The following is a 13,839-nucleotide window of genomic DNA, read 5'->3' as shown; positions in this document are numbered from 1 at the left end:
GGGGGCTCACAGGCCGAGTTCGAGGAGGGCGTTCTCCACGACCTCGGTGAGCGCGGGATGGATCCAGTACGGGGAGTCGGCGAGGGTGGCGGCGTCGATACCGAGCGTCGCCGCCAGGACCAGGGGCTGGATCAGGGTGGACGCCTGCGCGCCCATCAGATGGGCACCGAGGATCCGCCCGGTACCGGGCTCGGCGAGCACCTTGCAGAAGCCGGTGGTGTCCTCCATCGCCCAGCCGTAGGCGACGTCGCCGTAACCGGCCGTGCCCACGAGGTAGTCCCGCCCACGGTCGCGGCAGTCCTGCTCGGTGAAGCCGACCGACGCGATCTGGGGCTGGGTGAAGACCGCCGCCGGCACCAGCTCGTGGTCGCACGCCATCAGGTGGCCCGGGTGACGGAGGTTGTGCGCGACGACCTCAGCCTCCCGGTTGGCCACATGCTTGAGAGGAACCGGCGAGCAGATGTCCCCCAGGGCGAAGACGCCCTCTGCGGTGGTGCGCTGGTGCCGGTCCACGATCACGCGGCCGTCGTCGTGGGTGGCGATGCCGGCTGCTGCGAGGTTCAGCCGGTCGCTGTTCGGAACCCGGCCGACCGCGACCAGCAGCATGTCCGCCTCGACCGTCGATCCGTCGTCCAGGACCAGCCGCACCGCGCCCGGCCGTCCCGCGACCGCCGTGAGCTCCCGGCCGAGCCTGAGGTCGTAGCGGGAGCGTGCCAGTTCGGTGAACCGCTGCGCGACCGTCTCGTCCTGCGGGCCGAGCAGGAGCTCCTCCTTCTCCACGATGGTGACGGCGCTTCCTGCCTCGGCGAACACCTCGGCCAGCTCCGCGGCGATGTAGCCGCCACCGAGGACGGCCAGGCGCCGGGGCGGGGCGTCGATGCGCATGACGGTGTCGGACGTCTCGTACGGGAGACCTGACTCCGCGACGGGACCGGGGACCAGGGGCCGACCGCCCGCAGCGACGACGATCTGCCCGGCGCTGACGTCGACGGCCCCGCCCGCCCCGTCCGTAGTGTCGATCCGCAGGGTCCCGGGCCCGGTGAAGCGGGCCGTGCCCGCGTACACGGTGACCCACTCCGCCTGCTCACGGCCCCTTCGCCCCCTGTCCCGATCGGCGTCCAGCCGCCCGAAGACCCGGTCGCGCGCCTCGCGCCAGCGCACCGCTGCCGGCTCGGCATCCACGTCATACGCCGCCGCTTCCCGGACGGTCCGGGCGATGTGCGCCGTGTAGGCGAGCATCTTGCTCGGGATGCATCCTGCATTGAGGCACGTCCCGCCGAACCAGCGCTCCTCGACGATGGCCACGTCCAGATCGGCGAACGAGTCGTCGACGACGGCGTTGCCCGACCCCGCCCCGATGACGACGAGATCGTGGTGGAGCATCCGGTGCTCCTTCATGTCCCGGCGGTCAGGGTCGTACGCGACAGGTCTCCGACCACGTCGCTCAGGCGGCCTCGCCGCCGATATGACGCACGCTGGCGGGCGGCTCCCCCGCCGCAGCGCCGCACCCGGTCGAACAGCTCCTCCGCGAGATCACGGTCGCCCGTTGCTGCCAGTCCGGGCCCCGCCCGCGCCAGCAGCCGCTCCACGGAGCTCACGGCCGGTACGGACGCCCCGCTCACGGGGTCGAGCCCCTCGCCCTCCAGCCCCTGCTGCGCGGCAAGCCGGTGGCCGGCACGCAGCCTTGGCTCGGGGGGACGGGGAGCCGGCCGCCCCTCGGCGATCTCGGGCAGAAGCGCTGTGGCCAGCCCCCGTACGAGGGCGGTCAGCAGGATCACGACGTCGAGGTCGGCGTTCACGTCACAGAGCCGGATCTCCAGCGTCGGCACGTGCTCGGAGGGGCGTGCGTACCAGTAGATCATCCGGCGGTCGAGCAGGGTGCCGGTGCGCACCAGGTGGTCGGCGAGGCGGTCGTAGCCGGCTTCGTCGAGCAGGGGGGCGGGCCCGACGCCGGGCCAGCGGGCGTGCTCCACGGACCGTCGGCTGGCCCAGCCGGTGTCGTGGCCCAGGGAGAAGGGCGAGTTGGCGGCGAGCGCCTGCAGGATCGGCAGCCAGGGGCGCATGTGGTTGGCCAGGGCGAGTGCCTGGCCGCGTCCGGTCACGCCGAGGTGGATGTGGCAGCCGCACACCATCCCGTCGTACGAACGCACGAGAGAGGGCCAGCGGGCGGCCATCCGGCCGTACCGGTCGCCCGGGGTCACGGTCGGCGGCCGCCCCGGAGGGATCACCGGGGTGCCGGTGGCGACCAGCAGGCAGCCCTCACCGGCCGCGGCCTCGGCCATCACCTGCCGCAGCAGCGCCAGCTCGGACCTCAGCTCGGCCAGGCATGCCGTGGGGCGGGTGCACACCTCGACCTGCGCGCCGAAGAACTCCGGCTGTGCCTGGTCGCCCAGTACCGCACGTGCGGCTTCCACGACGAGCGGACCGCGGGCCACGGGGATCCCCGTGCGCCGCTCCACGAGCACGTATTCCTCCTCCACCCCCACCGTCATCCGCCGGGCGTCTCGTGGCAGGTCTTCGTGGACGCGATTCACTGCACGGACCGGGGCCCTCGCTTTGGGGGACATGAACATGCCCTTCGTCGGCCTGGCTACAGGTGAACCCTGCGGGCTCACCCGTCACACCAGCGACTGCCCACAATCCGGCCCGCGAACCGGAGCGGGAAGGCTCGACGTCTGCTGACCAGTCCGCACGCCGGTCGTTCCGCCCCGGCCGTTCTGCGATGCTGGTGACAAAGCCTCGGGACAGCGGGACCGGAGGACAGATGGCACAGCAGGACCGGGGCCCGCGAGCGGGCTCCGACACCGCACGCCGGCGGGTATTGCGGCTGGCCGGGCTGTCGGCCGCCCCCGACCCAGGGATGGACCGGTTCGCCCGGCTGGTGGCACGACTGCTTCGTGTGCCCGCGGCCCTCGTTTCGCTGGCCGAGGACGGTCATCAGATCCTGCCCGGCATGCTCGGCCTGCCCGAGCCCTGGGCGGGACGGCGGACGCTGCCCCACTCGCATTCGCTCTGCCGGTTCGTCGTGGCCTCGGGGCAGCCGCTGGTCGTGTCCGACGTCCGTGCGGACGATCGGCTGCGCACCAGCCCGGCCGTCGCGGACCTCGGGATGGTCGCGTTCGGCGCAATGCCGCTGACCGACGGCGAAGGGCTGGTCCTGGGTGCCCTGTGCGCGATCGACCACGAGCCGCGGACCTGGGACGCCGGTGAACTGGCCGACCTGGAGGACCTGGCCGCGGCCTGTTCGGCCGAGCTGTGCCTGCGGATCCTGTCGGCACAGCGCCGCTCCGCCCAGAAGGTACTGGAAACCGCACGCGCCGCCGCCGAGCGGGCCCGCGGCGAAGCGGAGCGGCTGGAGCGCGAGGCCCAGACCGGTCTGGACCACGCCGAGCTGCTGCTGAAGGCCTCGGAGGAACTGGCCCAGACCTCGGGGCTGGAGGACGTACGACGCCGCCTCCACGACCTCCTCGCCGGTGTCGGAAAGCCCTCGTACGTCGGCCTGCTCGTCGTCGGTCAGGACGAACTGCGCAGGATCCCCGACCCTGACGACGCGAGCTCCGTGGAGCGCGAGGTCCTCACCCTGCCGACGGGCGCCGCGTTTCCCAGCGCCCGGGCCATGCGGGAACGCCGGACCGTGTTCGTGCCGGACCGCGAGGCGCTCGTCGCCGGATACAGCCCCGAGGCGGTCGGCCTGTTCGACCGGCTGGGCCTGACGACCGTGATGTGCCTGCCGCTGTGGGGAAGCCGCGCCCTGCTGGGAGTGCTCGCCATCGGCTGGGCCAAACAGCACGAGGTCGGCTTCACCGAACGCGCCACGCTCACCGCGGCATCCGGCTACATCGCGCAGGCGGTGGAGCGTGCCCAGTACCTCGACGAGCGGATCTCCGTCGCCCGGCAGCTCCAGGAGGCCATGCTCACCGATCTGCCCCTCGCCAACAGCATCGAGATCAGCGCCTTCTATCAGCCCGCCGCCGATGACCACATGATCGGCGGGGACTGGTACGACGCCTACCACCTTCCGCCCGCCTCGTCCGGCGCGGACTCCTCCCTCATGATCACCGTCGGTGACATCACCGGCCACGACATGCACGCCGCCACCGTGATGGGCCAGGTCCGCAGCATGCTGCGCCAGGCCACCCTCGACCATCCCCCGCACAGCCCCGCCACCGCTCTCACCGCCCTCGACGCCACCTGCGCCGTGCTCCCCATCGAGGCCGGCGGCACCCTCGTACACGCACGCCTCGACCCCGCCCCACCCGGTACGCCCTGGACCCTGACCTGGTCCAACGCCGGCCACCCCCCACCGCTCCTGCGCACCCCCGACGGCCGGGTGGACCTCTTGGAAGAACACGACCCCCTCTTCCACCACGCCCTGGAGAACGTGTCCCGAACCGAGCACCGGCGCGAACTGCCCCCGGGCACGACCCTGCTGCTCTACACCGACGGCCTCGTCGAACAACGCGCACGCGACATCGACACCGCCATCACACAGCTCGCGGGCCTGCTGAACCGCCATGGAAACCGTCCACTGCCCGAACTGCTCCGCCAGATCAGCGGGCGGATGGCCCAGCCGCCCCCCGAAGACGACGTCGTCCTGCTGGCACTGCGCATTCCCTGACCCCGCCGCTCCCGTCACGGCTCGGGCGAGGGGGTGCGCAGAGCTGTGTGCCCCTGGTCCCAGGCCCCGCGGATGTGAGCCGTGAGGCGGTCTTCCAGGAGTACGGTGGCCGCGCAGCCGAAGGCGATGTCCGCCTCCAGGGCGGGCTCGTCGGCGAGGAGGCCGCCGATCACCTCGTGGCGTACGACCTGCTCGTGGACGGCGTCGGCCGCCACGTGCTCGGCGTAGAAGTGCTCGGCTGCGGGGCCGGCCCCGCAGCGCCGCATGGCGTGGGCCATGCGGCGGGAGCCGGGAGACGAGGTGACCTCCACGCACGCGAAGTGCCCGACGAGAGCACCGCGCAGGGCCCGGTGGAGCCCGAACAGCGACATCAGGTTCACCGTGGCGAGGAGGACCGCCGGGGCCTGGTCGAGGTAGCGGCCGTACGTCGGATCCAGTTCGAGATCGGCCATGAGGTCGGCGAAGAGCTGCGCGTGGATGCGGTCGGCGCGTCCGGCGCCGAACTCGTCGTACTCGACGGCCACCATCGCGGCCTTGGCGCGGCCGGTGAGCCGGGGGATGACCCAGGCGTGCGGGTCGGCCTCCTTGAGGTGGTAGAGGGAGCGCAGGGCCGCGTACTCACGCAACTGCCACAGCTCGCCCTCGGTTTCCAGGTAGTGGCTGAGACTGCCGGAGAGGTCGACGGGCTCGACGAGGAGCGGCGCGAACGCGTCCTCGACCGACTTCGGCACATCGGACAGTTCAGCCCGCAGAACGTGTAGGAAGCCGCTTTCGAGGGCCCGGCGCAGCCGCAGCAGGTCGGGGTCCCATTCGCGTGCGTCGTCGACGCCCACGAAGCCGCGGTAGTGCAGCTCGTACAGCAGGTACAGCGCGAGCTGGACGTCCTCCCCCCATGGATCGGCCCCGAGGACCTGCTCCGGGTCGTATGCCGGCGGGCGGCCGGACCGCAGGGCGTCGGTCACGGCGCCGGACAGCTCGCCCCGCCCCTCGACCAGGTGGGGGCCGACAGCTGTCGCCGCCGCTCTCAGGGTGGCGGGGCTCATCACGGCTTCCCGTCCTCGGGCGGCGAGACGGCTCGCGCGCGGCGGCGGTGGCTGGTGTCGCACCACGGGTACGTGCGACTGCGGCGACACGTGCACACCGCGACCACGAAGCGGTCGGAGCGGGCGACCGCCCCGTCCTCCAGGACGATCTCGACCGGGCCCTCGACCAGTACCGGGCCCTGCGGATCGACGAACACCCGGCGTGCGGGAGCACCCGCGTGCGCCGGGTCCGGCACGTCGGCAGCGGACCGGTCAGAGATGCCGGGCACGGATGATCACCAGCTCTTCCCATTGCTCGGATTCGGCCGCCAGACCCCGGCGCTCCAACCAGGCCCGCCGCGAGCGCAGTACGGGGCCCCATGGTACGGAGGCCGTCGCCGTGACCTCGGCGACCAGCCGCACGCGGGTCAGCCGTGCGACGGTCTCCTCTGTCCCGCACATCCCCGAATGCACCATCAACAGGGTGCCCCCGGGGCGCAGCAGAGCCGGAGCGGCCGAGCAGATGCGGTCGATGACCGTGCGCCCGTCGGGGCCTGCGTCCCAGGCGCGTTCCGGCCCGTGTGAAGGCAGTTGGGCCTGCGGGGCGGGGACGTAGGGCGGATTGGCGACGACCAGGTCGAAGCGACGCCGGGCGGCACGCGCCGCGAAGTCGCCGTGCAGCACCCGCAGGGGAAGCCGCCGGCGCAGGGCGTTCAGGCGGGCCGTGAGCACCGCCGACCACGACACGTCGACCGCCGTTACCCGCGCACCGCGGCCGGCGGCATGCAGGGCCAGGGCTCCCGTGCCCGTCCCGATCTCCAGCATGTCGGTCTGCGGCCCCAAGTCCTCACGGTCGAGCGCCGCCGCGAGGAGCCGGGTGTCCGCCTGCGGCCGGTAGACACCCGGCAGAGCGATCAGGCCGGCAGGCAGCTCGCTCCCGGCCAGAGCAGAACAGGACACGGCGCACCTCCTTGACCGACCGCTACGCCGCCCCGACGAACGGCGGTAGCCGGCTGAGGCTTTGCGCCTGCCCCTCCAAGTGCTCACCATCCGGAACCCCGCCGAACTCAGGAGGATCAGACGAAATCCAATGCGGCCACACACCGCATTTCGTTTCCCGGAAACTCCGGGTGTCCACGCAAGGGCAACAAGGCTCATCGTGCGAGCGGCATCGAAGTTGCGAACTCAGCCGTCCTCCGAGTTCGCCCGCCGGCTGTCATCCGGGGGCGGAGGCTGGTCCGAGGAGGCCTCGCGCCCTGGGCAGGGCCCTCCGCCATGCACGGCACGCCGACGGTGACGATGACGCCTAGGCTGGAAGGAGCGTCACAGTGAAATCGGAGGACCTCATGGTCGCCCTCGGACACTCCTTGGGCGGACGCAAGTACTACTGGTAACGGGCCGCAGGAAAGGCAGGCAGGCATCATCATGGCCAAACAGCCGAAGTCGTCCCAACCCACGCACGGTGAGGGCCCCGGCCCGCACAAGGGCACCGAACAGCACGGATGGTCTCCCGATGTCGACGAGACCCGTCAGCAGGACAACCCGAGCGCCCACCGCTCCTTCCACCCCGACCAGTACGCCCCCGCCAAGGGCCCCGGGCGCGAAGTTTCCCCAGAGGAAGCGGGGAACCCGCACGGCAGGCCCGTGAAAAGCAGGGGCCGCCGCGGCGAGGACCAGAGCAAGGCCGGCCGTGACGAGAAGGGCATGCACGACACCGGTCCCCGGGGCCGCTCCCAGCGCCCCAGCGGAACCAAGGACGCATCCGCCACGACCGGCATCGACCCCCAGGACCCGCCCGGTACCCGCAGCGCCGGCTGACCCCCGCATCTGCACCCGCTGCGCACGTCCCCGCGGGCGGCCCCCGCTCCCGGCGCAAACGTGTGACGGCTTCGCAAGGAGCAGGAGGCCTGGTCGCCAAGGCAGGTGGACAAAGGGCACCGCCCGCAGCGCCACTCCATCAGACAGCAAGGTCTCGCGGTCACACGGCCGCCGTACCGCAAGCTCCGCCTCAGCCACCCGTCCGGCGCAGGCCCTGCACGACTGCGGCTGCGCCGCTCTCCCTCCGCCCCGGCAGAAGGATTTCCCCATGGCCGTCCGACACCAGTTGATCCGGCGTTCCCCTCCGGCGGTGTGGGCGGTGCTCGCGGAGCCGAACGCGTACGGCGAGTGGGTGGTGGGGCCCTCCGAGTCCGCGCCCCTCGACGGCGCTTGGCCCGGGGTCGGCTCGCGGCTGCGCAAGACCATCCGCCTGGGCCCGTGGTCGTTCGACGGGGTCACCACCGTCCGTCACGCCGAGCCGGGCCGGGAGCTGGAACTGGAGGCCTCCTTCAAGCCCCTCGGCACGCCAGCCTGACGAGGTTCGCCTCGCAGATCGCCATGGGGCAGGTTCCCGACGAACCGTTCGCCCTCTTCGGCCAGATGACCACAGCGGATCCCAGCCGCTCACCGGCCGGCACCGAATCGGCCTGGGCCTACACCCATCTCCCCCAGCACATCACCGCCGACGCAGGCCCCGACGGCATCACCGGCCGGTGGGACGCCCGTGAGCAGCAAGCGATGGCGGACCGCATCGAAGCGCAGGTGGAACGGTTCGGGCCCGGATTCCGCACACTGATCGGCGCCCGCCGCATCCTGGCCCCCACCACCCTCCAGACCATGAACGAGAACCTCCATAACGGTGCCATCAACAACGGCACCGCCGCCCTGCACCAACAGGCGGTTTCCGCCCCACCCCCGGCACCGGCCGCCCGGAGACCCCCGTCAAGGGCCTGTACCTCGCCTCCGCAGCCGCCCACCCGGGTGGAGGGGTCCACGAAGCGCCCGGCGCGAACGCCGCCCGGGCAGCGCTCCGGGCCCAGGGGCTCCACACCCCCCTCCACCGCGCCCAGCACATCTGACCTGCCGCTGCCCTCGTCGCTCCAGGCGGTTCAGGCGGGACATCTGTTGCGCTGCCCCAGCGAGGACCCTGCTCCGACCGAGCGAGGGGCCGCAGGGGGTGGGCTGCCGGGCGCGGGAGTCCTACCTTGGGAATCAGCAGCAACTGGAGCGGCCATGTACCTGACCTCGTCCTCGCACGCCTCGTGCCGGTCACCGTACCTGTCGGCGAGAGCGCCATGACCGCCTCCCGTGGGCCGGCCCGGTGGCTGCGCTTCGCACGGCTGCGCAGCACGATCCGTCGTACTCGGGCCGGCAGACGCTGGGGGCGCGTCCGGGACGTGGAACTGTGGCAGCGCTCGCTGGGGTTCGCCGCGCTCGGGTTCCTGACGCTGGTACCGCTGTTGATCGTCGTGTCCGCGGCGAACAGCACCGGCGGACAGGAATTCGCGCAGTGGCTGGGAGACGGGCTCGGAGTGTCGCAGGCCGCCAGGGCGGAGATCGACCGGCTCTTCGCCCTGCCCGGTGAGGCGTGGCGGACCACCACGGCCTTCGGCCTGGCCTTGCTCGCCGTGTTCGGCCTGTCCTTCGGCACCGTGCTGCAGAGCGGCTACGAAAGGATCTGGGATCTGCCTCCTGCCCGCTGGTGGGCCCGCTGGCGGCACGTGCTGTGGCTCGGCGTGCTGATCGCCGTCCTCTACCTCTCGGCGATCACGTCACCGTGGCGGGACTCCCCTGCCCGGGGGTTCGTCACGGTGGCGATCGGCACCCTGTTCTTCTGGTGGTCCCAGCGGCTGCTGCTCGGCGGCCGGGTCGGGTGGCTCGCCCTCCTGCCCGGGGCGGTGGCCACCATGGTCGGGCTGCTCGGACTTCGGGTCTTCTCCCGGCTCGTCTTCTCACCGCTGATCGCGTCCGGCGCCGTCACGTACGGTCCGTTCGGAACCGTCCTCGTCATCCAGACCTGGCTCGTCGGCATCGGCGTCGTCGTCTTCGGCGGGGCACTCGCCGGCCGACTCGTCCAGGACGAACTGGGGCGCCGGGCCCAGCCACCGGCCCCTGGCCCCTGAGAGGACCAGGATCGGCCGGCGCCCGGCACGGCCTGTCCCGTGTCAGGTGTGGAGGCGGCTGTTGGTGCCGTCGTGGCCGTCGGCGTGCTCCTCGTCGAACCAGTAGTCGCCGGCCGCGAGGTAGCGGAACGCGTGGCCGCCGTGGGCGGCGAGGGTGACGGTCGTGGCGCGGGTGCCGTCGCCCCGCGGTTTCAGGGGATGGGCGGCCGGATTCCAGTGGTTGAAGTCCCCGACGACGCTGACCGGCCCGTCCGGAGTGCTCTCCGGCAGGATGAAGGTGACCTGCGTACGACCCTTGAGCTGCTTGCGTTCGAGCACGGAGAACTCCAGACGCGAAGACATGGGGGAATGAGCCCGTGCATCCTCGCGCGTGGCCAGCTCTGGTTCCCCGCACACGACCGTGGGTCCTGCAGGAGGTCACCCGTCCGGTCCAAACCCGGCACCCTCCCGCGGCAGGTCTCCCCGGGCTGAAGCACCGCCGCGGACAACACCGTCGCCACGACGATCTCAGCACCAGGAGCTCGTCCGGGCGGGCGGTCTCCCGTGTGTCCAATGCCGGAAGCCGGGGTGTGGGTCTCCTGCGGAGCGATGGTGGCGTTGGTGCCCGACCGGGGCCGGGGACCGCATCGTCACGGTGGAGGAGCTGGACATGGACGTGGAGCCCTCGAACGAGCGGTTCGAGGCCGAGAAGAAGACCCCCGGGGATCCGCTCGCCGTACCCGGTGCGGACAGCGCGTGAGAAGCCGCCATGGCCACGGGTTCTGGCACGGCGCGCCTGCTCGTGACCTGGCGATGAGCGTGGTGGCGGCCGTCGGAGCGGCGGCGATGCTGTGCGGGTGCGGGGCGCCTGCGGCCCGAGTGGACGGCGCCACGCAGGCCGGAAGCGCCTTCGAGCAGGCCCTCGCCGACGCGGACTACCCCCGGGCATGCGCGCTGCTGGCACCGCAGACCCGGCAGCAGCTCCAGGAGGACCAGCACCTGCCGTGCGGTCCCGCGCTGCGGGGTCAGGGCCTTCCGGCAGCCGGCCAGGTGCGCGCCGCGCAGGTGTACGGACGGCAGGCGCTGCTCGGCCTGCAGCACGACACCCTGTTCCTGTCGCAGTTCCACGACGGCTGGAAGGTGGTCGCCGCGGGCTGCACGCCACGGGGCGACCAGCCTTACCGGTGCTCGCTGAAAGGCGGCTGACGTGCGCTTCCTGTTCATCGGCTGCTTGGCGACGATCCTGGCCGGCCTGGGGTATTTCATCACGATCGGAGCGTTGCACCGGTGAGCCGCGGGCCGCGGGAAGGTCGCCGGGGCGGGTTCTGGCGGGACAACAGCCTCACCCTCGGTTTCGGAGGCGCCTTCCTGCTCGTCCTCGCCGGCCAGGCATTCTCCGGGCACGCAGGCTTCAACGAGGACCTGGCCGTCGACGGGATGCAGCAGCTGGCACTCGGGGAGTACCTGATGTCATCGGACTTCGCCGTCGACGTCAGCGAGAACTGGCAGTCGGAGTTCCTGCAGTTCTTCCTCTACGTCTTCGGCACCGTCTGGCTCCTCCAACGCGGCTCCCCGGAATCCAAAGAGCTCCACAAGGCAGGACCGGAAAGCGACCGGGAGCAGCGAATCGGCGACCACGCCAGAGCCGACTCCCCCCGCTGGGCCGGTACCAAGGACTGGCGGCAGCACCTGTACTCGCGCTCCCTGGGGACCGTGATGGCCCTGCTGTTCTTCCTGTCCTGGCTCGCCCAGTCCATCGCCGGCACGGCCGCCTACGACGAACAGCAACTGCGCCGGCTCCAGCCGCCCGTCTCCTGGACCGCCTACCTGGCCTCCGCCGATTTCTGGAACCGCTCGCTGCAGAACTGGCAGTCCGAACTCCTCGCCGTGGCCGCCATGGCCATCCTCTCCGTCTACCTGCGCCAGCGCGGCTCCCCGGAATCCAAGCCCGTCGGAGCCCCGCACACCGCCACGGGAGTGGAGGGCTGAACCGCACAAGCGATCCCCTGCGTCCGACGAGCGGACCAGCCGCTTCCAAGGTGCCGCGCACGGCTTCGTTCTCGCTGGTCAGCGTGGGTGCAGCTGCTGTACCACCAGGAGACGAAGAACCTCCTGGTCAGCTACTCCCCCAAGAAGCTCGGCTTCTTCTGGAGACGTGGGACCGGTGCCTGAACTGCGCAAGAGCCCGGGCCAGGCACCGCGCTCCGCGTCTCTGGAGCAGCAAGCGAAGCGGGGTGATTCTGGAGTCACGTGGACCACGGAGGAACGCGCGGATCAGGTGCGTAGACGCAGTAGGTTCCCGTGCGGATCGTCCGGTCGAGGTGGTCGCCTAGGGCCGGCAACACGTCGCGGAGACGGCCGATCGCCTTGCGTACGGCCTGGGTGACGGCGGCCCGGGCCCGTTCGGAGGCTGCGCCGGCGTGCCGGTCGCGCCCGCCGAGCCCGACGGCCCGGGTGAGTTCGCTGATCAGGAATCCACGTTCCAGTTCGGTCTGTTCCTGCCTGGCGATGTCGTTGTCGGCGCGGGCCTCCTCCATGTCCTCCTCGATCTCCGCGAGCCGCCGGCGGTACATCTGCTTGGCGCGGGCGTCCAGGAGGGGACCGGCGTCGCCGGCGCGGGCGAGCCTGGCTGCGGCGTCGGGGGCGGCGGTGTCGGCGGCGGCGAGGTCGAGGACGTGGAACTCCCGGCCCGGCGCGGCGAGCAGGCGGGCGAGGTGGTGCATGCCCTTGCTGTCGCGTGCGGTCACGCTCAGACCGTCGAAGACGACCCTCCAGTAGTCGCCCTCCCGGACGAAGGAGTCCAGCCCGGCCGTGTCCGTCCGCGGCTCCTCGGCCGCGGGAGCCCGGGTGATCCGATCGAGCTCGCTGCGCGCCGCCTCCCGCTCCAAGGTCTCGGCCCGGAGGTTGCCCAGGGCCCGCTGGGCGTCCGCGAGCCGGAGCCGGCACTCGGCCGTCTCGTAGGGGGCGCCGACATCGTTCCAGGCCCGGACGGCACCGGTGAAGAACGCGGACGCGCCGGACGCATCGCCCTCGGCGAGCAGGACTTCCCCCCGGGCTCGCAGTGCCGATGCGGCGAGCGCGTTGCTTTCGAAGGCGACGGCCACCTCCTCTAGCTCGCGGGCCGCTACCCGCGCCGTCTCCAGGTCGGCGCGGGCGATGGCGATCCTGACCTGTGCGTCCAGCAACGGTGCCCGCCGCAGCTCGGAGGTGGGGGGCAGCTCCTTCGACGGCACCGGCAGCGGCCGCGCCAGTGCCTCCCGGATCGCGGCGGCCGCCGTGTCGACGTCACCGTCGGCGAGCCGGACGAGCGAGAGCCCTGGTTCGGGATCCCACCCGAGGCGGTGGGCGGCGAGCAGCGCCTCTTCCGCGCCGGTCCGGTTGCCACGGCGCAGCCGGATCCGGCCCAGCTCCGTCAGCGGCCAGCCCAGCTCGCGCCGTACGTAGGGGCGCAGCTCCTCGCACGCGAGCAACACCTGCTGCTCGGCGCTCGCGCACCGGCCCCGCAGGCGCAGGATCTCGGCCCGGTGCACCCGGCACCGGCCGTGCAGGCTGCCGATCGCGTTCGTGCGCGCCCACCGTTCCATCGCCTCGGTCCACTGTTCGGCGAGGTCGTACTGGGCCAGGCCCTGCAGTGCGCACACCAGCTCGCAGTAGACGACTCCGGTCGACAGCGCATCGAGGTCGCCGGCCATCGCCGCCGTGCCGGCGTCGTCGAGGAGTTCCAGGCCCCGTGCGACGTCACCGTCGAGGATCACCAGTCTCGCCTGGGCCACCCGCCCGATCGCCGCCGCCGCCGGATCGGTGTGCGAGCCCGTCTCGACCGCCCGCTCGGCCCAGCCCCGCGCGGCTTCCAGGTCGCCGCTGAGGAGGCGCTCGAAGGTGCGCACCGCCGCGAACCACGCGTGCGCGCCGGTCAGGGGTGGCGGGGGGCCGAGCAGGTGGTCCGCGCGGCGTAGCCATCCTCGTACGGGTGCCATGAGCGCGGTGTCGAACAGCAGGTGCATGGCGACCCGTACTGCGGCGCCGGCCGCGGCATCGTCCTCGCCGAGCCGGGACAGTTCGCCGTGGAGGCGCTCCCAGGTCTCGATCGTGACGTCAAGGTGTCCGGCGGCGTACGCGACGTCGGCGAATTCGGCGAGCCCGTCCGGGTCGAGGCCGCCCGCATCCCTGGCCGCCAGGAACCCGGCGTAGGCGTCCGACCACGCTCCGCGGGCCGCGGCGTTCCGCGCCCGCTCCAGGTCGTTTCCGTCCCCAGCGGCGTGGGTCACGGGCATTCCCT

General features: G+C 72.2%; 13 protein-coding genes and 1 pseudogene. 7 read left to right on the top strand and 7 right to left on the bottom strand.

Annotated features, from left to right (window positions below; all coding sequences use genetic code 11):
* Positions 1-6: 6 nt before the first annotated feature.
* Together OG553_RS29945 and OG553_RS29940 are read right to left on the bottom strand one after the other, a co-directional pair.
* The gene (locus tag OG553_RS29945; RefSeq protein ID WP_405981959.1) at positions 7-1,383 is read right to left on the bottom strand and encodes a mycothione reductase; all 1,377 of its coding nucleotides are present in this window, start codon (positions 1,381-1,383) and stop codon (positions 7-9) included.
* An 11-nt stretch (positions 1,384-1,394) separates the two neighbouring features.
* The gene (locus tag OG553_RS29940; protein ID WP_405981958.1) at positions 1,395-2,492 is read right to left on the bottom strand and encodes a YbdK family carboxylate-amine ligase; all 1,098 of its coding nucleotides are present in this window, start codon (positions 2,490-2,492) and stop codon (positions 1,395-1,397) included.
* A gap of 272 nt (positions 2,493-2,764) precedes the next feature.
* Between OG553_RS29940 and OG553_RS29935 the strand changes: the two genes are divergently transcribed.
* Positions 2,765-4,618, top strand: coding sequence for a SpoIIE family protein phosphatase (locus OG553_RS29935; RefSeq protein ID WP_405981957.1), 1,854 nt, complete (start codon positions 2,765-2,767; stop codon positions 4,616-4,618).
* 14 nt (positions 4,619-4,632) lie between these two features.
* Here the strand turns inward: OG553_RS29935 and OG553_RS29930 are convergent, their stop codons facing one another.
* The 3 genes from OG553_RS29930 to OG553_RS29920 are packed head-to-tail and all read right to left on the bottom strand — an operon-like array spanning position 4,633 to position 6,600.
* Positions 4,633-5,661: an iron-containing redox enzyme family protein gene (locus OG553_RS29930; protein WP_405981956.1), complete on the bottom strand. Its 1,029-nt coding sequence runs from the start codon at positions 5,659-5,661 to the stop codon at positions 4,633-4,635.
* Complete coding sequence (locus OG553_RS29925) at positions 5,661-5,921, bottom strand: CDGSH iron-sulfur domain-containing protein (RefSeq protein ID WP_405983175.1); 261 nt, start codon at positions 5,919-5,921, stop codon at positions 5,661-5,663. The genes OG553_RS29930 and OG553_RS29925 overlap by 1 nt, the downstream gene beginning before the upstream one ends.
* Entirely contained in the window at positions 5,914-6,600 is a 687-nt protein-coding gene (locus OG553_RS29920; protein ID WP_405981955.1) for a HemK2/MTQ2 family protein methyltransferase, read from the bottom strand. The genes OG553_RS29925 and OG553_RS29920 overlap by 8 nt, the downstream gene beginning before the upstream one ends.
* A 465-nt stretch (positions 6,601-7,065) precedes the next feature.
* Between OG553_RS29920 and OG553_RS29915 the strand changes: the two genes are divergently transcribed.
* From OG553_RS29915 to OG553_RS29900, 4 genes and pseudogenes are all read left to right on the top strand, one after another.
* The gene (locus OG553_RS29915; protein ID WP_405981954.1) at positions 7,066-7,458 is read left to right on the top strand and encodes a hypothetical protein; all 393 of its coding nucleotides are present in this window, start codon (positions 7,066-7,068) and stop codon (positions 7,456-7,458) included.
* A 268-nt stretch (positions 7,459-7,726) separates the two neighbouring features.
* Complete coding sequence (locus OG553_RS29910; protein WP_405981953.1) at positions 7,727-7,993, top strand: SRPBCC family protein; 267 nt, start codon at positions 7,727-7,729, stop codon at positions 7,991-7,993.
* Positions 7,987-8,537, top strand: a pseudogene (locus tag OG553_RS29905) (phytoene desaturase family protein); the annotation flags it as partial. The gene OG553_RS29910 and the pseudogene OG553_RS29905, both read left to right, overlap by 7 nt.
* A 216-nt stretch (positions 8,538-8,753) precedes the next feature.
* Entirely contained in the window at positions 8,754-9,581 is an 828-nt protein-coding gene (locus OG553_RS29900; RefSeq protein ID WP_405981952.1) for a ribonuclease BN, read from the top strand.
* A gap of 42 nt (positions 9,582-9,623) precedes the next feature.
* Here OG553_RS29900 and OG553_RS29895 read toward each other — a convergent pair whose 3' ends face one another.
* Positions 9,624-9,923, bottom strand: a complete 300-nt coding sequence (locus OG553_RS29895; protein WP_405981951.1) for an isoamylase early set domain-containing protein — start codon at positions 9,921-9,923, stop codon at positions 9,624-9,626.
* A 393-nt stretch (positions 9,924-10,316) separates the two neighbouring features.
* On the opposite strand from OG553_RS29895, the gene OG553_RS29890 reads away from it, so the two are divergent.
* Together OG553_RS29890 and OG553_RS29885 are read left to right on the top strand one after the other, a co-directional pair.
* On the top strand, positions 10,317-10,766 hold the full coding sequence (locus OG553_RS29890) for a hypothetical protein (RefSeq protein WP_405981950.1): 450 nt from the start codon (positions 10,317-10,319) through the stop codon (positions 10,764-10,766).
* An 81-nt stretch (positions 10,767-10,847) separates the two neighbouring features.
* Positions 10,848-11,549: a DUF6766 family protein gene (locus tag OG553_RS29885; RefSeq protein WP_405981949.1), complete on the top strand. Its 702-nt coding sequence runs from the start codon at positions 10,848-10,850 to the stop codon at positions 11,547-11,549.
* Positions 11,550-11,806: 257 nt separating this feature from the next.
* Here the strand turns inward: OG553_RS29885 and OG553_RS29880 are convergent, their stop codons facing one another.
* Positions 11,807-13,828: a transcriptional regulator gene (locus OG553_RS29880; protein WP_405981948.1), complete on the bottom strand. Its 2,022-nt coding sequence runs from the start codon at positions 13,826-13,828 to the stop codon at positions 11,807-11,809.
* Positions 13,829-13,839 lie beyond the last annotated feature (11 nt).

The sequence above is a fragment of the Streptomyces sp. NBC_00158 genome, from assembly GCF_045160885.1.
GTDB lineage: Bacteria > Actinomycetota > Actinomycetes > Streptomycetales > Streptomycetaceae > Streptomyces.
Note: the sequence above shows the minus strand (reverse complement) of the source record. Positions and strands in the feature narration are given on the sequence as shown.